This is a genomic window from Acinetobacter sp. SH024 (assembly GCF_000163635.1).
GTDB lineage: Bacteria > Pseudomonadota > Gammaproteobacteria > Pseudomonadales > Moraxellaceae > Acinetobacter > Acinetobacter pittii.
In genome coordinates this window covers 267,164-290,925 of record NZ_GG753600.1, presented here as the reverse complement: position 1 = coordinate 290,925, position 23,762 = coordinate 267,164, and the positions used below count along the sequence as shown (strand labels likewise).

The 23,762-nt window shown below is 37.7% G+C and carries 21 protein-coding genes; 13 read left to right on the top strand and 8 right to left on the bottom strand.

Annotated elements, in window-relative coordinates; all coding sequences use genetic code 11:
* Positions 1 to 26: 26 nt before the first annotated feature.
* Positions 27 to 812 carry an acetoin reductase gene (locus HMPREF0013_RS07280; protein ID WP_002113744.1) on the top strand — a complete coding sequence of 262 codons (786 nt, stop codon included), beginning with the start codon at positions 27 to 29 and terminating at the stop codon, positions 810 to 812.
* Between the two features lie 29 nt (positions 813 to 841).
* Complete coding sequence (locus HMPREF0013_RS07275; RefSeq protein WP_002113553.1) at positions 842 to 1,900, top strand: 2,3-butanediol dehydrogenase; 1,059 nt, start codon at positions 842 to 844, stop codon at positions 1,898 to 1,900.
* A gap of 48 nt (positions 1,901 to 1,948) precedes the next feature.
* Here HMPREF0013_RS07275 and HMPREF0013_RS07270 read toward each other — a convergent pair whose 3' ends face one another.
* Positions 1,949 to 2,860 carry a bestrophin family protein gene (locus tag HMPREF0013_RS07270; RefSeq protein ID WP_002113810.1) on the bottom strand — a complete coding sequence of 304 codons (912 nt, stop codon included), beginning with the start codon at positions 2,858 to 2,860 and terminating at the stop codon, positions 1,949 to 1,951.
* Between the two features lie 69 nt (positions 2,861 to 2,929).
* The gene (locus tag HMPREF0013_RS07265) at positions 2,930 to 4,201 is read right to left on the bottom strand and encodes a sigma-54 interaction domain-containing protein (RefSeq protein WP_002113519.1); all 1,272 of its coding nucleotides are present in this window, start codon (positions 4,199 to 4,201) and stop codon (positions 2,930 to 2,932) included.
* 191 nt (positions 4,202 to 4,392) lie between these two features.
* On the opposite strand from HMPREF0013_RS07265, the gene HMPREF0013_RS07260 reads away from it, so the two are divergent.
* From HMPREF0013_RS07260 to HMPREF0013_RS07245, 4 genes are all read left to right on the top strand, one after another.
* Positions 4,393 to 5,088, top strand: a complete 696-nt coding sequence (locus HMPREF0013_RS07260) for an MBL fold metallo-hydrolase (protein ID WP_002113836.1) — start codon at positions 4,393 to 4,395, stop codon at positions 5,086 to 5,088.
* Between the two features lie 9 nt (positions 5,089 to 5,097).
* Positions 5,098 to 6,753 (top strand): bifunctional protein tyrosine phosphatase family protein/NAD(P)/FAD-dependent oxidoreductase, encoded by a 1,656-nt coding sequence (locus HMPREF0013_RS07255; protein ID WP_002113927.1) that lies wholly within the window; start codon positions 5,098 to 5,100, stop codon positions 6,751 to 6,753.
* A 194-nt stretch (positions 6,754 to 6,947) separates the two neighbouring features.
* Entirely contained in the window at positions 6,948 to 7,739 is a 792-nt protein-coding gene (locus HMPREF0013_RS07250) for a sulfite exporter TauE/SafE family protein (protein WP_002113934.1), read from the top strand.
* A gap of 109 nt (positions 7,740 to 7,848) precedes the next feature.
* Positions 7,849 to 8,853, top strand: coding sequence for a homoserine dehydrogenase (locus HMPREF0013_RS07245; RefSeq protein WP_002113700.1), 1,005 nt, complete (start codon positions 7,849 to 7,851; stop codon positions 8,851 to 8,853).
* A 33-nt stretch (positions 8,854 to 8,886) separates the two neighbouring features.
* Here the strand turns inward: HMPREF0013_RS07245 and HMPREF0013_RS07240 are convergent, their stop codons facing one another.
* Positions 8,887 to 9,804: a DMT family transporter gene (locus tag HMPREF0013_RS07240; RefSeq protein WP_002113912.1), complete on the bottom strand. Its 918-nt coding sequence runs from the start codon at positions 9,802 to 9,804 to the stop codon at positions 8,887 to 8,889.
* A 166-nt stretch (positions 9,805 to 9,970) separates the two neighbouring features.
* Here HMPREF0013_RS07240 and HMPREF0013_RS07235 point away from each other — a divergent pair, with 166 nt between their 5' ends.
* On the top strand, positions 9,971 to 10,825 hold the full coding sequence (locus tag HMPREF0013_RS07235) for a helix-turn-helix domain-containing protein (RefSeq protein ID WP_000331400.1): 855 nt from the start codon (positions 9,971 to 9,973) through the stop codon (positions 10,823 to 10,825).
* Here HMPREF0013_RS07235 and HMPREF0013_RS24300 read toward each other — a convergent pair.
* Positions 10,822 to 11,217 (bottom strand): winged helix-turn-helix transcriptional regulator, encoded by a 396-nt coding sequence (locus tag HMPREF0013_RS24300; protein ID WP_001983845.1) that lies wholly within the window; start codon positions 11,215 to 11,217, stop codon positions 10,822 to 10,824. The genes HMPREF0013_RS07235 and HMPREF0013_RS24300 overlap by 4 nt on opposite strands.
* A 95-nt stretch (positions 11,218 to 11,312) precedes the next feature.
* On the opposite strand from HMPREF0013_RS24300, the gene HMPREF0013_RS07230 reads away from it, so the two are divergent.
* Complete coding sequence (locus tag HMPREF0013_RS07230; RefSeq protein WP_002113669.1) at positions 11,313 to 11,921, top strand: FMN-dependent NADH-azoreductase; 609 nt, start codon at positions 11,313 to 11,315, stop codon at positions 11,919 to 11,921.
* 83 nt (positions 11,922 to 12,004) lie between these two features.
* Here the strand turns inward: HMPREF0013_RS07230 and chrA are convergent, their stop codons facing one another.
* A complete protein-coding gene (gene chrA, locus HMPREF0013_RS07225) occupies positions 12,005 to 13,354 on the bottom strand; it encodes a chromate efflux transporter (RefSeq protein WP_005076109.1) in 1,350 nt (449 codons plus the stop codon).
* Positions 13,355 to 13,537: 183 nt separating this feature from the next.
* Positions 13,538 to 14,824: an MFS transporter gene (locus tag HMPREF0013_RS07220; RefSeq protein WP_002113740.1), complete on the bottom strand. Its 1,287-nt coding sequence runs from the start codon at positions 14,822 to 14,824 to the stop codon at positions 13,538 to 13,540.
* 516 nt (positions 14,825 to 15,340) lie between these two features.
* On the opposite strand from HMPREF0013_RS07220, the gene HMPREF0013_RS07215 reads away from it, so the two are divergent.
* Positions 15,341 to 17,545 carry a TonB-dependent siderophore receptor gene (locus HMPREF0013_RS07215; RefSeq protein ID WP_002113754.1) on the top strand — a complete coding sequence of 735 codons (2,205 nt, stop codon included), beginning with the start codon at positions 15,341 to 15,343 and terminating at the stop codon, positions 17,543 to 17,545.
* Positions 17,546 to 17,599: 54 nt separating this feature from the next.
* Here HMPREF0013_RS07215 and HMPREF0013_RS07210 read toward each other — a convergent pair whose 3' ends face one another.
* Positions 17,600 to 19,018: an aspartate ammonia-lyase gene (locus tag HMPREF0013_RS07210; protein ID WP_005802236.1), complete on the bottom strand. Its 1,419-nt coding sequence runs from the start codon at positions 19,016 to 19,018 to the stop codon at positions 17,600 to 17,602.
* Positions 19,019 to 19,422: 404 nt separating this feature from the next.
* Here HMPREF0013_RS07210 and HMPREF0013_RS07205 point away from each other — a divergent pair, with 404 nt between their 5' ends.
* The 4 genes from HMPREF0013_RS07205 (at position 19,423) to HMPREF0013_RS07190 (ending at position 22,516) form a co-directional block, all read left to right on the top strand.
* Complete coding sequence (locus HMPREF0013_RS07205; RefSeq protein ID WP_002113649.1) at positions 19,423 to 19,605, top strand: hypothetical protein; 183 nt, start codon at positions 19,423 to 19,425, stop codon at positions 19,603 to 19,605.
* Between the two features lie 110 nt (positions 19,606 to 19,715).
* Positions 19,716 to 19,937, top strand: coding sequence for a hypothetical protein (locus HMPREF0013_RS07200; RefSeq protein WP_014206692.1), 222 nt, complete (start codon positions 19,716 to 19,718; stop codon positions 19,935 to 19,937).
* A gap of 558 nt (positions 19,938 to 20,495) precedes the next feature.
* The gene (locus tag HMPREF0013_RS07195; protein ID WP_002113716.1) at positions 20,496 to 21,389 is read left to right on the top strand and encodes a LysR substrate-binding domain-containing protein; all 894 of its coding nucleotides are present in this window, start codon (positions 20,496 to 20,498) and stop codon (positions 21,387 to 21,389) included.
* A 233-nt stretch (positions 21,390 to 21,622) separates the two neighbouring features.
* Positions 21,623 to 22,516, top strand: a complete 894-nt coding sequence (locus tag HMPREF0013_RS07190) for a LysR family transcriptional regulator (RefSeq protein ID WP_003651675.1) — start codon at positions 21,623 to 21,625, stop codon at positions 22,514 to 22,516.
* A 48-nt stretch (positions 22,517 to 22,564) separates the two neighbouring features.
* Here HMPREF0013_RS07190 and HMPREF0013_RS07185 read toward each other — a convergent pair whose 3' ends face one another.
* Complete coding sequence (locus HMPREF0013_RS07185) at positions 22,565 to 23,737, bottom strand: thiolase family protein (protein WP_002113802.1); 1,173 nt, start codon at positions 23,735 to 23,737, stop codon at positions 22,565 to 22,567.
* Between the last annotated feature and the right edge of the window lie 25 nt (positions 23,738 to 23,762).

The following is a 23,762-nucleotide window of genomic DNA, read 5'->3' as shown; positions in this document are numbered from 1 at the left end:
AAATTCTAAATTTACAGGAGTTGAACATGGTTAAGGGATTAAAAAATAAAGTCGTTTTAGTGACTGGGGCAGCTCAAGGCATTGGCCGTGGGATTGCCCTGCGCTTGGCGCAAGAAGGAGCACATATTGCTTTAGTTGATATGAAACAAGATCAACTGAACGATGTGCAGCAGGAAATTCAAGCTTTAGGTGTAAATGCGAGCATATTTATTGCTAATGTAAGTGACCGCGAGCAAGTGTATGCCGCTATAAATCATGCTGAGCAGACACTTGGTGGGTTTGATGTCATGATTAATAACGCTGGAATTGCACAAGTACAAGCGATTGCGGATATCACACCTGATGAATTCCAAAAAATTGTTGATATTAATATTGGCGGCGTGCTGTGGGGAATACAGGCTGCTGCTGCAAAATTTAAGCAACGTCAACATAAAGGAAAAATCATTAATGCTTGCTCAATTGCAGGCCACGATGGGTTTGCTTTACTCGGTATTTACTCGGCAACCAAATTTGCGGTACGAGCACTTACCCAAGCTGCGGCAAAAGAATATGCCAGTCACGGTATTACGGTAAATGGATATTGCCCCGGAATTGTCGGAACTGATATGTGGGTTGAAATCGATAAACGTTTTGCTGAAATTACCGGTGCCGCAATTGGTGAAACTTATAAAAAGTATGTGGAAGGTATTGCTTTAGGTAGAGCCCAAACACCAGACGATGTAGCCGCATTAGTTGCTTTTCTGGCAAGTAATGATTCGGACTATATTACGGGTCAATCCATTTTAACGGACGGCGGCATTGTCTATCGCTAAAACAACATCCTGATTTGAGGGAGATAATAATGAAAGCAGCGCGTTTTTATGACAGAGGCGATATTCGCATTGAAGATATCCCTGAACCAGAAGTCACTCCCGGCACTGTAGGCATTAAGGTGGCTTGGTGTGGAATCTGTGGTACAGATTTACATGAGTTTATGGAAGGGCCAATTTTTATTCCCCCGTGTGGACATCCGCATCCTATTTCAGGCGAATCTGCACCGATTACTATGGGCCATGAGTTTTCAGGTGTCGTCTATGCTGTAGGTAAAGGTGTTGATGATATTGAAATTGGTCAGCATGTCGTCGTAGAGCCTTATATTGTGTCCGATGATGTGCCGACTGGACCGGGCGATAATTATCATCTTTCCAAAAATATGAACTTTATTGGTTTAGGCGGACGTGGCGGTGGATTATCGGAGAAAATTGCGGTTAAACGCCGTTGGGTGCATCCAATTTCCAATAAAATTCCGCTAGATCAGGCGGCACTAATTGAACCGTTATCGGTAGGTCATCATGCCTATGTGCGCAGTGGTGCAAAGGCTGGTGATATTGCACTGGTTGGTGGTGCAGGCCCCATTGGTTTGTTGCTTTCGGCAATTTTAAAAGCCAAAGGTCTTAAGGTCATCATTACCGAACTAAGTGCCAAACGTAAAGAAAAAGCCAAAGAGTCGGGAGTTGCAGATTATATTTTAGACCCGTCAGAAGTTGATGTTGTTTCTGAGGTCATGAAAATTACTAATGGTGATGGTGTCGATGTCGCGTTTGAATGTAGTAGCGTTAACAAGGTATTAGATACTTTGGTTGCGGCAGTGAAACCAACAGGAGTTATAGTTATTGTTTCGATTTGGAGCCATCCAGCATCAATTAATGTGCATAGTGTAGTAATGAAAGAGCTTGATGTACGAGGCACTATTGCCTATGTAAATGACCATGAGGAGACTATTAAACTGGTTGAAGAAGGTAAAATAAATCTTGAACCTTTTATTACGCAGCGCATTCAACTGGATGATTTGATTTCACAAGGTTTTGAAACCTTAATTCATAACAATGAATCCGCCGTTAAGATTATCGTACATCCATAAATAGACACTTAAGCCTATAAAAAAAGAGCGATGATTTGCTCTTTTTTATTAAAGTAAATTGTTGTTTTGGGCTTCAATAATAGGGGGTAATGGCTGTCCTAAAGAGCTTAGAGACTCTCTTTCAATCAAACGCACAATTGAATCGAGCGGTAAATCGTTTTCTTGTAAACCAAAAGGTTCTTCAATTTGAGCACTTAAAGCATCTAGCCCTAAAAACATATAAGCGATTAAGCCAACAATAAGCGGTGTCCAAATACCTAAAGCTGCTTCAAGGCTAAACGGTAATATGAAACAGAAACAATAAACAGCGCGATGTAAAAGTACTGAATATGAGTAGGGTAAAGGTGTCCCAGCAATACGGTCACAACCCGCTTGAATATTGCCTAGCTCAATAATATGTCGATTTAGCGTGCTATAGATAATGTCACTAATTTCGCCGTCTTTTAGTATTTTAACTAAATCTTTTTGAATATTTTCGAGTACAAACTGAGGGGCATTAATATGCTCATTTAAATAATTAAGTGAAGAATTATTTAAATAGGCATGTTCAAGAAATTTTGTGGGTTCGACTGTTTGTTGACGTAAACGATCACGCAGTAAATTACTAAAAATTAAGACCTGATGAATTAAATGTTCACGTTGTTCATTGGTTAGAACATGGCTATCTCTAACAATATGTCTAGCATTGGCAATTAGTGCACCCCAAAGTTTGCGACCTTCCCACCATCGGTCATAACACGCATTATTTCGAAAACCCGTACAAATCGAAAGAATCACACCAAAGATGGTAAATCCGATCGCGGGTACGGTAGGAATTTGAATCCAATGATAATAAGAGAGCCAGACCACACATGCTGAAATAAGTACAACAAAACTCAGTGCAGGCAAAACCTTCGGCAAAATTGTTCCTTTCCAAGCAAATAATAATTTAAATACATTGCTTTTATCACGGACAATCATATAAAGCCTTTGAACTAACGAACCTAACCAAGTACAATATGATACGCCTTAGATGAGCTAAATACCTAGCTAAAGCTTATGCTTTTGTCTGTATCGCCAAAGAGTAGTACGGCTAATACCAAAAATATTCGCGACCATATTCAAGTTATGGTTATATTTTTCTAAAGCTGCTTGTACATTTTCTGGACTAAGCTCTGTATTTGTCTCGGGTAATTTAACGTAATCCTCCGCATTTAAGAGTTCATTTGGTAAGTCTTCGACTTCAATTTCATCTTTACCATTTGCCATGGTTAAAGCATAAAGAAGGGTGTTTTTAAGCTCACGAACATTTCCTGGCCAGTCATAATTTAAAAGAACTTGCATGGCTTTTTGATTGACATGACGAGGCATGGTGTCGAGTTGAGTTGAGCTCTCTTTTAAAATCTGATCGACAATGAGAGGAATATCGACTTTCCGCTCTCTGAGTGGTGGTATAAAAATTGGAATCACACGCAAACGGTAGAGTAAATCATGACGGAAACGCCCAGCCTTAGCCTCTTCGCGTAGCGCCTTATGCGTTGCAGTGATAATACGGACATTGGCTTGAATTGGTTTTTCACCACCTACAGGAGTAAATTCACCTGTTTCTAACACCCTTAATAATTTAGCTTGAAGCTCTAAAGGAATCTCGGCAATTTCATCTAGAAACAGTGTTCCACCTGCGGCACGTTCAAAAACGCCTTTATGGTCACGAATTGCTCCCGTAAAAGCACCTTTCACATGCCCAAAGAGTTCACTCTCTAAAATATTAGAATTTAAAGCTGCACAGTTAATCGCTACAAAAATCTTATTTTTACGTTGGCTATAATCATGAATTGCTTTTGCCACAAGTTCTTTACCACTACCAGATTCGCCGCGGACGAGCACAGGAAACTCAGTAATTGCCACTCTTTGAATAATTGAAAACATGCGAGTCATTTCTGGTGAACAACTATTAAAAACTTTAGCCAAGTCTTCCAATTGTTCTGTTAGCTCTCCTTGATCAGCAATATCATTCTCTATGCTAACGGGCTGTAAAATATGCAATTTCCCGATAATGCGATGCTCTGCGATGTAAATATCATGTTCTTGATAGATAAATCGCTTTCTCATTTTAGGAGTATTAATTTCAAGATACTGATTATGATGATCTTGAATAAGCGCTGCCATGTTCTCTACAGAAATGTCATCTGTATTAAATTTATAGTGAATTGCTTGAGTCGTTGTGTCTGCTAAAAACAGACTCGCATTTGGGAATAAAGCTTTTAATTGCTCAAATAAAATAAAAAAATCTTGTTCTGACTCAAAATTTAACTTTGCCATTTCATGTGTTTCACAATCGTTTCATTGAAACATACTTGAGTTTCAAAGGAACATCAAGTTGAGTTTGTTTTCTAAATTTAATTCAACTTATTGTTTTAAATATTTGATTTTTATATTTATTATTTAATTTCAAATAATTGGCATCTTATTTGCAAAATATAGGAAAGAAATAAACTATTAGGGTATAAATCATGTTCTTTAAGCAGTTTTTTGAAAAAGAAAGTTCGACTTATACATATATGCTTGGGTGTGAAGAAACACGAGGGGCTGTTTTAATTGACCCAGTTGCATCAGATATAGAGATTTATGCAAAAGAATTAGAGCAGCATCAATTTACACTCATCTATACCTTAGATACTCATGTTCATGCAGACCATATTACCGCTGCAGATTTACTTCGCGAACGTTTCCATTGCAAATCGGTTTTACATCGAAACTCAGAAGTAAGTTGCGGAGACATTTTAATTACTCATGGTTGCATGCTTAAAGTTGGCAACCTCAGTATTGAAGCACGTTATACACCAGGTCATACCAATGCTTGTACGAGTTATTTAGTTGAAAACATGATTTTCACTGGTGATGCATTATTAATTGACGGCTGCGGTCGAACCGATTTCCAGCAAGGTAGTGCGGGCACACTTTATGACAGTATTCATAGACAACTTTTTAGCCTACCTGACGACACTATTGTGTATCCGGGACACGATTACAAAGGTCGCCTGTCTTCAACAATTGGTAATGAACGTTTAAATAACTCACGTTTAGGTCAGAATCGCTCACGAGAAGATTTTATTAAATTGATGAATAACTTAAACCTGCCATATCCAAAACAAATCGATAAAGCACTTCCTGCCAATCAGGCTTGCGGCTCAATTTCACAATTATAAGGTGGCAATATGGAACTTAAACGAGTTAATCAAGATTTTTATGTTGCTGGCCAGATTACTGCCAACGATATTGCAAAAATTGCAGGCCAAGGAATAAAAACTCTTATATGTAACCGTCCAGATGGAGAAGGTGCAGATCAACCCAATGTGATTGAAATTGAAGAAGCAGCTCAGCGACATGGCCTAAACGTAATCTATCAGCCTGTTATCAGTGGCAAAATTACCGACCAACAAGTTGTCGAGTTTAAGCAGCTTTATCAGAATGCTCAGAAGCCCGTTTTAGCGTATTGCCGTTCTGGTATGCGTGCAATCAGTTTATGGGCTTTGGCTGAAGTTGCTCCACAAGATGCAGCACTGTTAGTAGAAGCAGGTAACAAACTTGGTTTTAACTTAAAAGGCTTAGTGCCACGTATTTTAAAACGTGATCATGAACCAGCGACAATTCCTTGTTATAGCGTTGTGATTGTGGGCGCCGGAGCAGCAGGAATTTCTGTAGCGTCTAGTCTTTTATGTCGTGAACCTCATTTAGATATTGTGATTATTGATCCGGCAGATACCCATTATTATCAACCGGGCTGGACCATGGTCGGTGGCGGTATTTTCAAACCACAAGTAACCGCACGCTCAATGGCAAGTGTGGTTCCTTCAAAAGTGAAGTGGATGAAAGCAGCAGTTGCCGGATTCGATCCTGAGCATAATCAAGTTATTTTGGAAGGATGCCAACCCATTCAATATAAAGCCTTAGTCGTCTGTCCTGGTTTAAAACTAAATTGGCATGGCATTGAAGGCTTAGTCGAAACTTTAGGTAAAAATGGGGTGACGTCTAACTATCGATATGACTTGGCGCCGTATACATGGGAACTGGTGCAACAGCTAAACGGTGGAAAGGCAATCTTTACCCAACCACCTATGCCGATTAAGTGTGCCGGTGCTCCTCAAAAAGCGATGTACCTTTCAGCCGATTACTGGTTAAAGCAAAGCAAACTTAAAGATATCTCTATTCATTTTTATAACACTAGCGCTGTTTTATTTGGTGTGAAGGAATATGTACCTGCACTAATGCAATATGTCGAAAAATATGGCTCTGAACTGCATTTTAACCATCAACTTGTCAAAGTAGATGGGCCTGCAAAAAAAGCATGGTTTAAGGTAGTGAACAATGAAAATACAGCATTGGTCGAGACTGATTTCGATATGTTGCATGTTGTTCCACCGCAACAAGCCCCAGACTTTATTCGTGCCAGCACACTCACTGATGAAGCAGGCTGGGTGAGCGTGAATCCTCAAACCCTACAACATACACAACATGCCAATATTTTTGCTTTAGGCGATGTAATGAATGCACCTAATGCCAAAACTGCTGCTGCGGCACGAGCACAAGCTCCGATCGTTGCAGTAAATGTTCTCGCACAACTGAACGGTGAGCAAAATTTATGTGAATACAACGGCTATGGCTCATGTCCACTCACCGTAGAGCGTGGAAAAATCGTTCTGGCTGAGTTTGGCTACGGCGGCAAATTACTTCCAAGTTTTCCGAAATGGATAATTGATGGGCAAAAGCCATCTCGTTTGGCTTGGCTACTTAAAGAACAGATTTTACCACCGATTTATTGGCAAGGCATGCTTAAAGGCCGCGAGTGGATGGTCAAACCTGAGCGAGGATAAGTAAAGCAACGCTTTGCCCTGAGAAGCGGTTAAAGCTTCGCAAGAAGACGAGAACTATGTTCGAGTGGAAGAGGATAAGTAAAGCAACGCTTTGTCCTGAGAAGCGACTAAAGCTTCGCAAGAAAACGAGATCTACTCACTCATTAACCAGCAGTCTACTGCAAATGATGTATATGCAATTTTAGGCTTTTGATATGTTATTACTTGTCGTTGAAGGCATCGTGATTGGCTTTTTACTTGGTCTTACTGGTGCAGGTGGGGGTATTCTTGCTGTACCCGCGCTTATGACCAGTCAAGGCTGGAGCGTGGCTCAAGCTGCGCCGATTGGGTTATTGGCGGTTGCGCTATCTACACTCATTGGAACCATTGAAGGCTTATTTAAAAAGATTGTTCGTTATCGTGCTGCGATCTGGATTGCCTTAATTGGTGCTCCTATGGCACATATCGGCATTTTAATAGCCAACGCGATTTCACCTGTTTGGCTCATGTTAATGTTCAGCTTAGTCATGTTTACAGTGGGCTATCGACTTATCAGTAACCGAGTATCAGATTTTCATAACCCGCCGTGTCAGGTCAATCCAAGTACAGGACGCTTTATCTGGAATTTTAAAACTGGTGGTGTACTTGCGGGCATTGGAATTATTGCGGGGCTTTTAACTGGGATGCTTGGTGTGGGTGGCGGCTTTGTAATTGTGCCAGCGCTTAGAAAAGTCACAAATTTGGATATGCATAGCATTGTAGCAACCTCACTTATGATTATTTTTCTCATCAGTGGAATGAGTATTGTGATGCATATTGCAGAGGGTTTTCACTATCCAGTAGGCATTACTAGTGCGTTTGCGCTCGCATGTGCAGTTGGTATGTTATTAGGGCGCAGAGCTATTCGTTTTATTCCGTCTGCAATTGTGCAAAAAGTCTTTGCTTTAATGGTTTTTGCTGTCGCAATTTATATGGTCATTAAGATAGTTAATCTAACAAATATCTAAGTAATATAGTATTTTAACTATCTCTGTAGTTAGCAATTTTCCAAAGACGAGATGTTAAAATTCTCTTTGGAAATTTGATTTAAACCATATAAATTTTTGAGAAAGTGATATGAAGCGAGTTAACTTGGCAATTTGCGGTTTTGGACGGATTGGACAACAAATTGCAGAGCTCCTTTTAAATCGAACGACCTACTATAAACAAAAATATCAAATTGATGCCCGTTTAGTGGGTGTCTGTAACTCATCGTCAGGCTTAATTGATCAAGAAGGTTTACAAGCTTCAAAGTGGCTAGATAAAACACAATATCAAGCAGGCCTAACTGAGCAAAAGTTTTTAGAACAGGTTCAAGCAGATGTCATTATTGAGACAGGGCCAAGTGACTATGTAACAGGTGGAAAAGGCCTATTTTATTTAGATTATGCTTTAACACATAGCATGAATGCGATTGCGGTATCTAAAGGTGCTTTAGTCGTAGATGGTAAAAAATTAGTTAACTTGGCACCTCAGCACAATAAAAAACTATTTTTTAGCGGTGCAACAGCTGCTGCCTTACCAACTGTTGATTTGTTTGAATATAACTTAGCTGGCTGCCAAATTTTAGAAATAGAAGGTGTGTTTACAGGCACCACGAATTTTATTTTGAATGATATGTTGCAACATGAATGTGCGTTTGCAGAATCTCTTGAAAAAGCTCAAGCAAAAGGTATTGCAGAACCTGACAGCTCTTTCGAAGTAGATGGATGGGATACTGCTGCCAAAATTACGATACTAGCCAATACTGTTTTGGGGGCTGATGTAAAAATTCAAGATATTCCAAGACAAGGAATTAGTCATGTGACTGCCGATCATATTCGTGATTGGAAAAAAGAAAATGTAATTCCTCGTCTGGTCGGTTTTATTCATATTAAGAATCAGCAAATTCAAACCGGTGTTGAATTACGTTTAGTTTCAGCAAATCATCCTTTTGCTCATCTGCAAGGTTCCAATAAATGCATTCGGGCGTTAACGCAAGAAATGGGGGAATTTGTTGTCAGTGGAGGGGCATCTGCGCCTTTAGCCACAGCAGCCGCGGCTTTAAAAGATTTTGAGTTGATGCTTAAAACGGGCTGCTAGAGATGAATTATTACTTATAAAAAAAGCAGGCTTTTAGGCCTGCTTCTCACAATTTTTTTGACTATTAAATAACTTTTTTCCAATTTCTAACTTACTAAACATTAAGTAGTTACCAAGTAAGATTAATAAAATTCCAAATACCGCATTTAAAGCCCATACATATCCTTCAAAGAAAGTAGAAACTGTTAGAGCAACTAAAGGAAAGAGCAACGTGCTATAGGCTGCTTTGGCTGCGCCAATTCGTCCAACAAGAGAAAAGTAAGCAGAGAACCCAATAACCGTACCAAATACTGCTAGGTAAAGTACCGAGCTTAAAAATGGGAAATTCATTGGAGGCATTAAATCTTGGCCAGTAAATAAAGCTAGACTTAATATCACCAATGCGCCATAAGTCATTGCATAACAGTTGGTTGAAAAGATATTTAGACCACGTTTTTGGTGTCTAACACTAATCATGTTCCCTAAAGAAAAACCGTAAGTGCCTACTGCACACAGACCGATACCCATTAATAATTGTGCATTAAACTGACTATTAACAAGGTCATGCCAAAACAGTAAAACAATACCTATGAGTCCTAGAATTGCAGCTGGGGCAAAATTTGGTGATGGTTTTTGCTTAAAAAAGATTAGCGCATTAATAGCATTAAAGAAAACGGCCATCGAAAAAATAACGGACTCTAAACCGCTGTTTACATATTTAACTGCGGTATAAAAACAAATAAAGTTTAGGCCGAAAACACAAAGGCCTTGCAGCATACAGAACAAATGATCTTTTAAAGCAATTCGCTGTAATTTTCCTGAAAATAGTAAAACAACCCACAGTAATAAGGCTGAAATGGCAAAACGCCATAAAATTGCGACAACTGGTGTTGCATAATGGCTTTGAACGGCAATTCCAATCCATGTTGTTCCCCAAATCAACACCACCGCAACATAGAGTAAAATATTCATAACTTCATCCTCGATTACCAAACTTAAGTATCTAGGATTGCTTCATTTTTCACGTATATATTCTTGTGTTGTACATGCAAGATCTTGCGTTTTTTATAGATCTAAACTAGCTGAATTTTGCTGAATATGGTTAACTTAAGCTCAATCATATTCGTTTTAATTTTGCATGGCTTATCAAACTTTAGAACAGCTGCAGCAGTCTAAAGCCAAGCTTCACGAAACTGTGGTGCTTGATGAAAATATGCAACTTGCATTTTGGTCTAATCAGCAAGATCGTGTAAGTGTCTGTAGCGATCACCACACTTTAAGTCTTTATATTCAAGATGGTTATGAAAGCTATCAAAAAACACCTGCGGGCTGGAAAAATGGCGGTGGACCAGGACGTTTTTGCCTATTGCCCGAGCATCAGGAGTCGACTTGGGACATACGTGGTGGACTTAAATTTGTCCACTTGTACTACACCGACCAACATTTGCGTGATGTTGCTGAAAAAATATGGGACAAAGAGCCGAATCAAATTGAACTAAACGAAGTTGTCTTTAATGACGATGAACGGATTCGGGCGTTATATCAATTTTTCTTGTTAGATTGCGATTGGCAAGATTCTTCAAATCATTTGCAAATGAGTACCACTGCCAGTTTATTGTTGAATCACTTAATTCGAAAATATAGCAGTGTTCAATGGCAACAGCCTACTATCAAGGGTGGGCTGGCACCTCATAAACTCAAATATATTCAGGAATGGATTGAAGATCATCTAGATCAGGCACTCACTTTGTCTGATTTGGCAAATGTTGTGAATTTAAGCGAATACCATTTTGCTCATATGTTTAAGCAGTCCATGAATATGGCGCCTCACCAATATGTCATGCAAAGACGCTTAACTAAGGCCAAAGGACTAATTCAGTCATCTCAGCTTTCTTTGCAAGATATTGCTCTAGTATGTGGGTTTAGTTCAGCAAGCCATTTAAGTCATCGCTTTAAACAGTTTTATGGCATGAGTCCTTCGCAGTTACGTTAAGTGTCTAATGTAATTGGTTTCTCCTGAGCTGCGTCAAATGCAGCTCTTGCCGCATCAATATCCGCAATATGCTGCTGAGCCCATTGGCCTAAAGCAATTACGGGTTCTGTAAGTGAATGGCCCAGTGGAGTTAATTCATATTCAACATGAGGTGGAACTACAGGATAAACTGTACGTTTAACCAACCCATCTCGTTCTAAACCACGCAAACACAATGTAAGCATACGCTGCGATATTCCATTGATACGTCTCTTTATTTCAGAAAAGCGATGAGGATGTGATGCAAGTGTCATTACAATGAGTATGCTCCATTTCTCTCCAACTCTAGCCAATACTTGACTAACTCTTTGGCAATCTGAACTCTGGATATCATGAGGTATGGTTACAGTCATATTACTTGGTTCCCTAAATGTGCCTTCTTGTGCATAAGAATAATAGTAGTAACATAATTAGCTCAAGTAACAATTTTATACTGTAGGTATAAGCGATGGAACTACTTCAAATTGACACAAGTATTTTAGGTGAGCAGTCTGTTAGCCGCCAACTCACCTCATCTGTTATTCGTCAGCTCAGCACAGCTTATCCAGATGCAGAAATTATTCATCACGATTTTGCTTTAGAGCCAATTCCTCATTTGTCTGATGCTGAGTTTTTAGCATGGCAAGGTGTTGAACCTAATAATGAAATAGCGCAACAACGTGTTGCAAGAAACACCCAATATTTGGATGAGTTCTTATCGTCAGATATCGTTGTAATTGGCGCACCTATGTATAACTTTAGCTTCCCATCACAGTTAAAAGCGTGGCTTGACCGTCTATCTGTTGCTGGTAAAACATTCCGTTACACGGAAAACGGTCCTCAAGGTTTAGTAGAAGGGAAACGTGTCATTATTGCTTCTTCGCGTGGTGGTGTGTATTCAGAAGGTTCACCAGCCGAAGCTTTAGACTATCAAGAAACTTATATCAAAGCGTTTTTCAATTTTATTGGGGTGACTGATATCACTTTTGTGCGCGCGGAAGGGATCGCTTTCGGCCCAGAAGCACGTCAAGCTGCCTTAGATAATGCAGCAGCACAAATCGCACAATTAGCGGGGTAAAAATATAAACAGCCGAACAGAAAAGAAACTGTTCGGCCTTATTGATAAGATTTTCTGAATTTAAAAAATATTTAAATCAATAGTTAACTAAAAAAAGTGACAGCGAGTCCAACCAGCGCTGATGCAAAAATCACATATAACACGTTCACGTTAAAGCGGAATAAAGCAATAAATGCACCAACAGTGATGAAGGCTGCAACAATGTCAAAATGCCCTGAAAAGCCTTGTGGCCATAACACGTGATAACTAAAAAATAGTGCGAGATTTAAAATTACACCGACCACAGCCGCGGTAATTGCAGTGAGTGGCGCAGTAAATTTAATTTCATTATGTGTAGATTCAATAATGGGCGCACCCGCAAAAATAAATACAAATGAAAAGAGAAAGGTAAACCAAGTCACAATGACTGCACCAAGTGCTCCAGCAAAAAATAGATGCTCAAAGCCAAGTAATGAATGATTGACGCCTCCTAAAAAGCCAACAAAAGCCACTACCATAATCAGTGGACCCGGTGTAGTTTCACCTAAAGCTAAACCATCAATCATTTGTGTAGGTGAAAGCCATCCAAAATGATTTACAGCTCCTTGATAGACATAAGGTAAAACTGCATAGGCCCCCCCAAACGTAAGTAAAGCAGCTTTGGTAAAGAACCACGCCATTTGAGTATAAGAATGATGCCATCCAAAATATGCGCCTAAAGCTAAAATTGGCAATAGCCATAAAGCGATTGCTACAAAAATAAGTTTAGCTAACCGTGGCCAATGGAATTTAGCATGCTCTGGGGGCGGGGTATCATCATCAATAAATGCCGAACCATAATCTTTTTGACTAGATTTATGTCCTGCTGCTGAGGAAAATAGTTCCGGGTATTTTTTACTTGTTAAATAGCCAGCAATACCTGCTGATAAAACAATAAGCGGGAAAGGGAGCTTTAAGACAAAAATGGCAAGAAACGCAGCAATTGCGACGAACCATAAAAATTTATTCTTAAGTGAGCGGCTACCTATACGGTATGTTGCATGAAAGACAATTGCGGTGACGGCAGGCTTGATCCCGTAGAAAATGCCTGCAATAACAGGAACATCTCCAAATTTTATGTAAACCCAAGACAGCCCAATTAAAATAAATAAGGAGGGTAATACAAATAGAATACCTGCAACTAATCCTCCAGCAGTTCTATGCATAAGCCAACCAATGTAGGTTGCTAATTGTTGTGCTTCAGGACCAGGTAATAACATGCAGTAGTTCAGGGCATGCAAAAATCTTTTTTCGGATATCCAGCGTTTTTGCTCAACGAGTTCCTGATGCATCACAGCAATTTGTCCAGCTGGTCCCCCAAAGCTAATAAAGCCGAGCTTGAGCCAAAATAAAAAGGCTTGCCAGAAGGTGACTTGAATAATACTTTCAGGTAAAGGGGATTTTTCGTTTTCCATTTTTTATCCCATCAAAAAATTGATTCATACGGATCAAGAACATCAAAAACTAGTAACTTTTAGTTAATTGAATAAGTTAGATGTGCTAGGCAGCTATAGCATACAGAACAAAAATGACTTTCTTATTATTTTAAAAAGATATTCTTCTAAAAAATCTCTAGAAGAATATCTATCTTTTACTTTTTAATGATCATGTTCTAAATAATCTGGTTTTTTAGGAAGCGCAAGGCTACATAAGAAACAGATAATCAGCATGACAATGACATATATAAAGAAGGTATTTTCAATTCCGGCAGCTTTAAACTGTAAGGCAACTGAAGGTGCAGAACCACCAAACAGCGCATTACCCACCGCATAAGAAAATCCTACACCTAAAGCTCGCACATGAGGTGGGAACATTTCAGCTTTTACCAAGCCACTGATAGATGTATAGAAACTGAGTAACATCATCATAAAAATGAGTAGCAAGGCAATAATGATCGGCGAATCAATATAGGCACGCATCCCGATCACCATGACTGGGTAGATAAAAATCGCAGACAATAAGCTAAAGGCCAACATTGAAGAGCGTCGCCCAATACGGTCGGAAATAGCACCAAATACAGGTTGAGCACACATATAGACAAATAGGGCGAAGGTCATGATATAACCAACGGTTTTTCCATCCATCCCTAAATTGGTTAAATAGGTTTTTGAATAAACGGTCTCTACATAAAACGTTAATGAACCAGCAGAAGTGTATCCAACCACCAATAAAAAGGTTTTCCAATGTTTCTTAAAGAGTTCTCTTAAGCTGCCAGATTCTTTTCGTTCGCTGTCTTGATGAGAAAGCGTTTCTTCTAAACGACTACGTGCAAGCAAAGATAAAATTGCTGCAATACCACCAATAACAAACGGAATACGCCATCCACCATCATGTAATTGTTGTTCACTTAAGAACGTTAATAAAATTACACCAAGTAAGCTTGCGAGTAACTGACCACCAGAGAGGGTGACATATTGGAAAGATGAGTAAAAACCACGTTGGCCTTTTAATCCTAATTCACTCATATATGTTGCTACTGCACCATATTCACCACCAACCGATAAGCCTTGAAGTAAGCGCACTACCAGTAAAAGAAAAGGGGCAAATAAGCCGACTTGGTCATAAGTAGGTAGGGCTGCAAATAGAAAAGAACTCAAAGCCATCAGACAAATTGAGATGACCATCGACTTTTTTCGACCATGCCGGTCTGCAATTCGTCCAAATACCCAACTACCAATAGGACGCATAAAAAAGCTTGCAGCGAATACGCCCCAAACATAGATAGATTTAGTCGTACTATCCATATCAGGTGCTGTTAATGCTTGAGTAAAGTAGGCAGCAAATACTGCATAGATATAAAAGTCGAACCATTCAACTAAATTACCAGAGGCTGCGCCTACAATCCCACGTATTCTGCTACGTTTTTCTTCCTGAGTGTATGTCATATTTCTTCCATCATTTTGCAGACAAAAATGAGGAATTTTTAGATATGCTGGATAGAAAATAGAATGAAACTTTAAATATCACTCAATCCTGAGCACTTCCTTAAATTCCTAACCATTCATTTTTTCTAATTTTAAAATTCGTTTCTAGTAAAATTACGTCCTTTTGTTCGATTTAAAGATAATTTTACCAATGATCGAACACTTCCTTTCATTTAACTTAATAATTAATTCTATTTAAAATCAGTGAGCTAATTTACAACGGTACTTTTCTATTTTATTTCTCCTTTTAAGTTTCATTTCGAGCTTAAGTTTATTTCGAATATTTGGTAATACTTAAAAAGTTATAGCGTCAATTTCTAATAAAATAAATGAAATTTATATAATGATAAGTTCATAAAATTTGTATCAAATACACTTAATCGAAAAAGTACAGAATGTATTGTTTCTCAATATATGTAGCTGTATTCTTGCGTGGCTAAAAATAGACTCCGCACTCATTTCTAGCGCTTTAGAATTATGCACGGTATGGCAGGTAGTTATTCAATGGAAAGACGTTCGATAAATCTTCACTTCATGACATGCTCTAAAACAGCATTGGCTTCATCTATTGCACTCATAACATCTGTCGTCTATGCAAATGAAGCGGAGGTTTCGCAGCTCCCAACCATTACTGTGAATGCTACACAAAATAATGATGCACTATATACGTCTAAAAAAGTTAATTTATCAGGTTTTCAAACTGATGATTTAAAGAAAGTTCCTGCATCTATTACAACCATTACCTCTGAGCGTATAGAAGACCAACACGCAAAAACTTTAACTGATGTTATTAAAAACGATTCTTCGTTAGGGGATGGCTACGCTGCAATTGGCTACTATCCAAATTTTGTAGCACGTGGTTTTGCGCTTGATTTAGGCTCAAGTTATCTCATTAATGGCCATACTATACGTGGCGAACAAAACGTGGCTTTAGAAAATAAAGAACAAGTTGAAATCTTAAAAGGCATTTCTGCAATTCAAAGTGGAATGTCGACACCAGGTGGTGTGGTTAACTATGTCACCAAACGGCCTGCCGATGTTAAAAACATTGCTGTAGATGCAAATTCAGAAGGCGGTTATACACTAGCAACAGATGTTGGCGGCTTTATTAATGATAGTTTTGGTTATCGAATCAATTTAGCGCATGAAAGCATCCATCCAAATGTTCATCACGCAAATGGTAAACGAGAATTTGGTTCAGTTGCTTTAGACTGGAAAATTAATGAGCGTTCTAAATTATTGTTTGATATTGAAGCCCAGCATCAAAGTCAACGTTCAGTACCGGGTTATCAACTGCTTGATGGACAAGAAGTACCAACAAATGTAGATCAAGACCGTTTATTGGGTTATCAGTCTTGGAGTAAACCTGTTGTAAATAACAGTGTAAATGCAAGTTTGAAATATCAATATGCATTTAACGATCAATGGAATGGTACCTTAAGTGCATCACAAAGCCGTGTTGTGATTGATGATAATAGTGCTTTTCCATGGGGATGTTATAACGATATTTGTGAATATTCTGGTTTGGGCAATACTTTTGATAAACACGGAAATTATGACATTTATGACTTCCGCAGCCCAGATGATACACGTATTACTAACCAGTTCGCTGCTGGGTTAAATGGTCAATTCAACACTGCTAATATCCAGCATCAAATCGCTTTCGAATTACAACGTACATATAAAACCTTAAAGCACCATACACCACTGAATGTAGTGGTAGGAACAGGCAATATCTATGAAGATACGATTGACTATAGTCCGTCATCGGAAAGCTTAGGTGATCGCTATAAAGCCTTAGAAAGTGATCAGACTGCATTTACTATATCTGACCGAGTTCAATTTAATGATCAATGGTCAACTTTACTCGGTGGAAAACTTATTCATCTTGATGAGCAAACTTATAATTCAGATGGGCAACAAAGTCGTGATACCGACTTAAACAAGTTCTTGCCACAATTAGCGCTCATGTATAGTCCAACTGCTGGGACTAACCTTTATGCTTCATATGCCAAAGGTTTATCGGATGGTGGTGAAGCTCCGTGGTTCGCTAATAATGCTCTAGAAGTTCTATCTCCTAAAAACTCTGAACAATATGAAATTGGTATTAAGCAACAAATTCGGAACTTCTTAGTAACAGCAGCTATTTTTGATTTAAAACAAGACAATCAATATAGCAAAGTGAATGCAGAAGGAACTTTCGATTTTGTTTCACAAGGTGAACAACACAATCAAGGTATTGAATTAGGTTTAACAGGCGCTTTAACTGATAAACTCGATGTAAGTTCAGGTATTACCTATACCAAATCTCGTCTAGTTGATATTGATAATGACAGCTACAAAGGGCATCAAACTCAAAATGTACCAAAAGTCCGCGCAACTGCGCAGTTATCTTATAAAGTACCTTCCGTTGAAGGGTTAAGATTACTCAGTGGTATGCAATACAGTAGCAGTAAATATGCAAACAAAGAGGGAACGGCAAAAGTAGGTGGTTATAGCGTCTTTAATATTGGTGCTGCCTATAAAACAAATTTTGCGGGGCATGACACAACTTTTAGATTCAATATTGATAACTTGTTTAATAAGAAATATTGGCGTGATGTAGGGGCATTTATGGGTGATGACTATTTATTTTTAGGTAATCCACGTACAGCTCAGTTCTCTACAACTTTCAGTTTTTAAAATATAAAACAAATAAAAAAGGAGCTTATAAAAGCTCCTTTTTTATTTCAGTAATTAAGCCGACATTTTTGGTTTAACCATATTATTAATCGACAAGATATCATCAAGCATTTGTGCCGATAATAAACCTTCATTTTGAACTAAAGCCAATACGCTTTGTCCAGTTTCGTTTGCAGTTTTAGCAATACGAGTTGTAGTTTCATAACCTAGATATGGGTTAAGTGCAGTCACGATACCAATTGAGTTTTCAACCAAAGCTTTACAATGCTCAGGGTTCGCCGTAATTGTATCAATACACTTACTTTGGAACATTGCCATTGCCTTACCAAGCAAATCCATCGATTCAAATAGTTTGAATGCAATAAGTGGTTCCATTGCATTTAACTGTAATTGACCAGCCTCAGCAGCTAAAGTTACAGCCAAGTCATTTGCAATAATTTGGAAACAAGCAAGGTTCATTGCTTCAGGTATAACTGGGTTTACCTTACCCGGCATGATCGAGCTACCCGGTTGGCGAGCTTCTAAATTAATTTCATTAATGCCAGTACGTGGACCACTTGAAAGTAAACGTAAGTCATTGGCAATTTTTGAAAGTTTAGTTGCGGTACGCTTTAATAAACCAGATAAAAGAACAAAGTCACCCATATCTGAAGTTGCTTCGATTAGATCAGGAGCAGACTTAATTTTCTTACCAGAAATTTTTGCAAGCGCTTGAATCGCAAGTTCACGGTAACTATATTCAGTAGTAATTCCCGTACCAATCGCCGTGCCACCAAGGTTCATATACGCTAAAACATTTGGAATAAGCGTGTTAATTTGTTCAAGGTCTTTTTGTAAAGTTACTGCAAAAGCACCAAACTCTTGACCTAATGTCATTGGCACAGCGTCTTGTAACTGTGTACGGCCCATTTTTAGGATATGAGCAAATTCTTGAGATTTATTGCGGAAACTTAAGATTAAATTGTTAAAAGGAAGATTTAGTTCATCTAAGCTTAATAACAAACCTAAGCGAATCGCAGTAGGGTACACGTCATTTGTTGACTGTGACATGTTAATGTCGTTATTAGGATGCAAATATTGATATTGGCCTTTTGCGTGTCCCATATATTCTAAAGCGACGTTTGCTAATACTTCATTTGCATTCATATTGGTTGAAGTACCAGCACCGCCTTGCATCATATCAATCGGGAACTGGTCATGAAAATTACCACGAATAAGTTGATTACAGCTGTATTCAATCGCTTCAAATTTAGTCTGATCTAAACTTTTTAAATTATAGTTCGCTTCAGCACAAGCAAGCTTTACCATTGCTAAGGCTTTAATAAGGTGAGGGAAATTTCCGACCTTGCTTTGAGTTAAATTAAAGTTTTCTAGAGCACGTAATGTTTGAACTCCGTAATAGTCGTTATTATTGATCTCTCTATAACCAATAAGATCCTTCTCAATACGGGTGGTAATTTCAGCGTTCATCATTAAACTTCGAATTAGTAAAGAAGATAATTCATATTAGATTTCGAAATGCTTCACTTCTAATGCATTTATCAAGTTGATTATGCATTTTTTGCATATCAATTTTTTAATTTTATAGTCAACTAACTAGGAAAGTTCATTTTCAACTATTAATTTAACTTTATAAATTAAAAACTTAAGATTTAGATGAAGTTAATTTCAAAATTTGCTTGATACAATGAATGGTCATCTAATTTTTGAAAGAAACCCATTGTAAAAATTAAGACTAGTTAATTTAAGTGAAATATCAACTTAATTATCTTTATTATTAGCTTTTAAAGTGAAGCTTATCTAACAAATTCATATAAAAATGTGATGCATTTCACATAAAAAACACTATAATACGAAAAAATCTTAGTTTTAAGTTTATGTTAAAAGTCACAGCCGCATTAATTATTTTGGGAAGTTTTACATACTATGTGCTTTTCCATGGTGAAGAGAAAAGTGAGTCTAAAACTTCTCGTCTGCTTAAAGAAGCAGAGCAATCAATCGCTTCTGCTGAAACCTCTGTAAACAAAGCTAATAGTATTGTGCCCATATCTTACAAGTAGACTTAGTTCTTAGGTTAACCATTCCATATTATCCATCAAAATATTGTTTTATCTAGATTTTCTTAAAATTTGGGTAAAAGACTGTATGTATAGAGACAAAATTCATGAGAATGAAGTTTATCGCCTATGATCCCAATTCTGGGGAAAAATTAAGCTTAAAAGAGCATATCCACCATATGGATAAATACACCACTTATATCTTTTTTAGTGATGAAAACGACAATATGGTGTTCAATCCCCAGAAAAAGCAAGTTTTTGAAATTACTCAATATACTTCTAATATGATGGTTGAAATTTCAAGAAAGTTATATTACCTCATTGGTGAATATTAGAAATTCGGTTTTTATTCAATCTTAAGTTAAATACTTTAGTAGAATAGTCAGGTTTTATGGACTGAGCTATACTACAAGCATATCTTCTGATTTAAATGAATTTATTGAGTCAAAGAGCTTAATTCCTGAAATAAGCAAGATAGTCATTTTCAGTTTTACAGTCCGTATTCTTCCCCAAGGTGCGGACTTTTTTATAAAAAATAAAACATGATTAAAGCATAGGATTATTTCTATTTTTTATTAACTTAAAACTTGTTATTTACTTGCGTTATATGCTCCTTACTTTTTGATTTAAAATAATTTTTAGAGTAATAATTTTATATTTGTATGAGTTGTTGAGTTAAATCAAAGTCTTTTATTCTCTTACGCTCTTTTCTATGTCAGAATTATTTAAATACTTACTTTTATTGTTTGGCTTTGCCAACCCTCCATCGCATTTTTGCAGGTACTCCCATGTTTTATAGTTTTTATTCATCTATTCAGCTATTTATTCAGCTATTTATTCAGCTTCCCAACCAGACAGATTAAGGACATAACTATAAAAAGGGAATGCATAAAATGAACTTAGAAGTACGTTGGGTAGAAGACCTTTTGACACTTGAGCGTGAGCGTTCTATTTCAAAAGCAGCCGAAAAACGATTTATTAGTCAATCTGCGTTTACGCGTAGAATTCAGCAAATAGAAGAGATGATCGGAGCTGAAGTTATTATTCGAAATAATAAAAATAATATTGAATTTACAGACATTGGACGGATTATGCTGGTGATGTCTAAAAATATTGAGAAACAGGTAGAAGAAACAGCAAAGCTGATTAAAAACATCAAAAATGAAACCGAATCTACGATTCGTTTCTGTGTTGTCCACTCATTAGCATCTGGTTTTTTAACCACTTTTTTAAAAAAGTTCCCAACATTTATGCGTGATTTAAAAATTGAAATTGTCGCAACGAATAGTGGTGAAGGCTTATCTCTTTTAAAAGAAGGTGCCTGCGATTTTATGATTTGTTATGCAGATCGATCTAATATTAATCGAGTTGGTGATGATATTTTAAGTGGCATCAAGATCGCAGAAACAGAGATTGTTCCAGTGTCAGCTACCGAAGCAGATCATACGCCTAAGCATACAATTCAGAGTAATTTTTCATTACTTGCTTATAGTAAACATGCTTATTTGCGCAAATTGGTCGATCAATTGATTGAAGGTAAACTGATCTATAAAACCTTATATGAAACTGACAATGCTACCAACTTGAAAGAGCTTGTATTACAAGGTTTAGGTGTAGCATGGATTCCAAAAATTAATGTAGAGGAAGATCTCGCTACCGGAAAATTGGTCATGTTGGACCATAATGAATACTGCCTGCCGCAAGATATTTACATTTTTAAAAATAACTTGAGCGATAACAAATCAGTTCAGCAAATCTGGAAGGGCTTCCAAACTCAGCATGATTAAAATTTATAATGATATGTGATGTCTTCAAGATATTTACATACAAAGTAATCAATTAAAGAGCTCACACCTTTGTCTTTGTGATGAAAGGCTTTATAAAGCATTGCTCATGGTCTAGATTCTTTGTTAATTTAGACCATATATCAATAATTCAGAAATCTAGTGAGCATTTTTATATTTGCTGTGCCTGATTTCATTCCTTTTGAATGGATTATTTGATCCAGACGGAGACAATTTTGTTTGATCTAGATAGTAGATTACTAAATATTTTTTATCATATTTATCGGTTTAAAAGTGTTTCAATGGCTGCTGATGCTATTGGCCTTACACAACCGAGCGTTAGTAATGGACTGAACAAAATCCGTCAGCATTTTAATGATCCACTTTTTATTCGTGTTGGGAATGAGATGATCCCAACCGAATTAGCAAAGGAGATTTTTCCGCTCATTAGTGAAGTTATTGATAAAGTGGAAAGCATTAATAACTTTAGTGTGAACTTTGATCCGCTAACTTCAGATCAGCTTTTTACAATTGCAATGACAGATGTATCTCATCTGGTTTTATTACCGCAATTAACAAACTATTTAAAAGAGAAAGCGCCTTTAATTCGCTTGAATATTAGGCCGATTACACCAGAAACCAGCTATCAAATGGCAAATGGTGAGATTGATCTTGCAATTGGCTTTTTACCCCAATTAGAAGAAGGCTTTTATCAACAAAAGTTTTTTAAACAACATTATGTGGTGATTAGCTCTAAGAGCCATCCTCGTTTAGACCCAAATAATTTTACTTTAGATGATTATATGCGCGAGTATCATATCGACATTGACGCGGGAATTGGGCATTACCATATTAAAAATGAATTACAGAACAAAGGATTGGATCGAAATATTTTAATTCGATTACCGAGCTATCTTGGAGTGGGATTAGTCGTTCAAGAAACAGATGCGATCGCAACAGTGCCGTATTATTTAAGCCAAGTCTTATTGGTGAGAGAAAATTTACAGATTTTACCAGCACCTCTAGACTTCCCAACTTATGATGTTAAACAACATTGGCATATGTCTTGCCATCATAAAAGTAGCCATAAATGGTTCCGTCAAACCTGTTATGAACTTTTTAAAGTCTAAAAAAGAAGATGTAAGAAAAATTCTTACATCTTCTGCGTGGTTTGATTTTTAGACTTCAATTGCAACAGCTGTAGCTTCACCACCACCAATACATAACGCAGCAACACCTTTCTTCTTACCAAGGCGTTTTAAAGCATAGATAAGAGAAAGAATAATTCTTGAGCCAGTTGCGCCAATTGGGTGGCCTAAAGCACAAGCACCGCCATGGATGTTTACTTTTGCTTCGTCAATCCCGAGTTCATGAATTGGCGCCATTGCGACCATTGCAAAAGCTTCATTAATTTCCCAAGCATCTACCTCATCAACAGACCAGCCAGCATGCTCAAGTACTTTTTGAATTGCACCAATTGGAGCAATGGTAAATTCGCTTGGATGTTGTGAGTGAGTAGAAGTTGCAACAATTTTTGCTAAAGTATTTAAACCATGGCTTTGAGCATATTCTTCAGTGGTGAGTACTAATGCAGCAGCACCATCAGAAATTGAGCTTGAGTTAGCTGCTGTAATTGTCCCATCTTTACTAAAAGCTGGACGCAATGTTGGGATCTTCTCAAGATTCGCTTTTAATGGTTGCTCATCTTGATCGATAACTTCGACACCTTTACGTGTTTTTACTTCAACAGGAACAATCTCTTCTTTGAAGTAACCTTCCGTAATCGCAGTTTGCGCTTTTTTAAGTGAAGAAATTGCAAAGTTATCCATTTGCTCACGTGTAAAGCCTTTAGTGTTTGCCATGTCTTGCGCAAACGAACCCATTAAGCGGCCTGTTTCTGCATCTTCAAGACCATCTAAAAACATATGGTCCTTAATTTCACCGTGACCCATACGGTAACCACCGCGAGCTTTGGGTAAAATATAAGGCGCATTGGTCATAGATTCCATACCGCCAGCTACAATAATATTGGCACTGCCTGCTTTTAGAGTATCTGATGCCATTAACACCGCTTTCATGGCAGAGCCACACAATTTATTAATGGTAACTGCACCGACATGATCAGGTACACTAGCTTTACGCATCGCCTGCCGAGCAGGGCCTTGGCCAATACCTGCACTTAATACGCAACCAAAAATAACTTCATCTACTTGGTCAGGTGCAACACCTGCACGTTGAATAGATTCACGGATAACAGCAGCGCCAAGTTCTGGTGCAGTTAAAGCCGATAGACTGCCTTGAAAACCGCCCATTGCAGTACGGCTACCTGAAACTATAACAATTGAACTCATCTTAATATCTCTTATTGATGTATTT

Bases quoted from the DNA above. Each gene is read 5' to 3' on its own strand.
- HMPREF0013_RS07205 (WP_002113649.1), top strand. From the start codon at position 19,423: ATGTTAAAAGTCACAGCCGCATTAATTATTTTGGGAAGTTTTACATAC.
- HMPREF0013_RS07210 (WP_005802236.1), bottom strand. From the start codon at position 19,018: ATGATGAACGCTGAAATTACCACCCGTATTGAGAAGGATCTTATTGGT.
- HMPREF0013_RS07230 (WP_002113669.1), top strand. From the start codon at position 11,313: ATGGAACTACTTCAAATTGACACAAGTATTTTAGGTGAGCAGTCTGTT.
- HMPREF0013_RS07275 (WP_002113553.1), top strand. From the start codon at position 842: ATGAAAGCAGCGCGTTTTTATGACAGAGGCGATATTCGCATTGAAGAT.
- HMPREF0013_RS07250 (WP_002113934.1), top strand. From the start codon at position 6,948: ATGTTATTACTTGTCGTTGAAGGCATCGTGATTGGCTTTTTACTTGGT.
- HMPREF0013_RS07200 (WP_014206692.1), top strand. From the start codon at position 19,716: ATGAAGTTTATCGCCTATGATCCCAATTCTGGGGAAAAATTAAGCTTA.
- HMPREF0013_RS07220 (WP_002113740.1), bottom strand. From the start codon at position 14,824: ATGACATACACTCAGGAAGAAAAACGTAGCAGAATACGTGGGATTGTA.
- HMPREF0013_RS07215 (WP_002113754.1), top strand. From the start codon at position 15,341: ATGCACGGTATGGCAGGTAGTTATTCAATGGAAAGACGTTCGATAAAT.
- chrA (WP_005076109.1), bottom strand. From the start codon at position 13,354: ATGGAAAACGAAAAATCCCCTTTACCTGAAAGTATTATTCAAGTCACC.
- HMPREF0013_RS07195 (WP_002113716.1), top strand. From the start codon at position 20,496: ATGAACTTAGAAGTACGTTGGGTAGAAGACCTTTTGACACTTGAGCGT.
- HMPREF0013_RS07270 (WP_002113810.1), bottom strand. From the start codon at position 2,860: ATGATTGTCCGTGATAAAAGCAATGTATTTAAATTATTATTTGCTTGG.
- HMPREF0013_RS07245 (WP_002113700.1), top strand. From the start codon at position 7,849: ATGAAGCGAGTTAACTTGGCAATTTGCGGTTTTGGACGGATTGGACAA.
- HMPREF0013_RS07265 (WP_002113519.1), bottom strand. From the start codon at position 4,201: ATGGCAAAGTTAAATTTTGAGTCAGAACAAGATTTTTTTATTTTATTT.
- HMPREF0013_RS07260 (WP_002113836.1), top strand. From the start codon at position 4,393: ATGTTCTTTAAGCAGTTTTTTGAAAAAGAAAGTTCGACTTATACATAT.
- HMPREF0013_RS07240 (WP_002113912.1), bottom strand. From the start codon at position 9,804: ATGAATATTTTACTCTATGTTGCGGTGGTGTTGATTTGGGGAACAACA.
- HMPREF0013_RS24300 (WP_001983845.1), bottom strand. From the start codon at position 11,217: ATGACTGTAACCATACCTCATGATATCCAGAGTTCAGATTGCCAAAGA.
- HMPREF0013_RS07255 (WP_002113927.1), top strand. From the start codon at position 5,098: ATGGAACTTAAACGAGTTAATCAAGATTTTTATGTTGCTGGCCAGATT.
- HMPREF0013_RS07185 (WP_002113802.1), bottom strand. From the start codon at position 23,737: ATGAGTTCAATTGTTATAGTTTCAGGTAGCCGTACTGCAATGGGCGGT.
- HMPREF0013_RS07235 (WP_000331400.1), top strand. From the start codon at position 9,971: ATGGCTTATCAAACTTTAGAACAGCTGCAGCAGTCTAAAGCCAAGCTT.
- HMPREF0013_RS07280 (WP_002113744.1), top strand. From the start codon at position 27: ATGGTTAAGGGATTAAAAAATAAAGTCGTTTTAGTGACTGGGGCAGCT.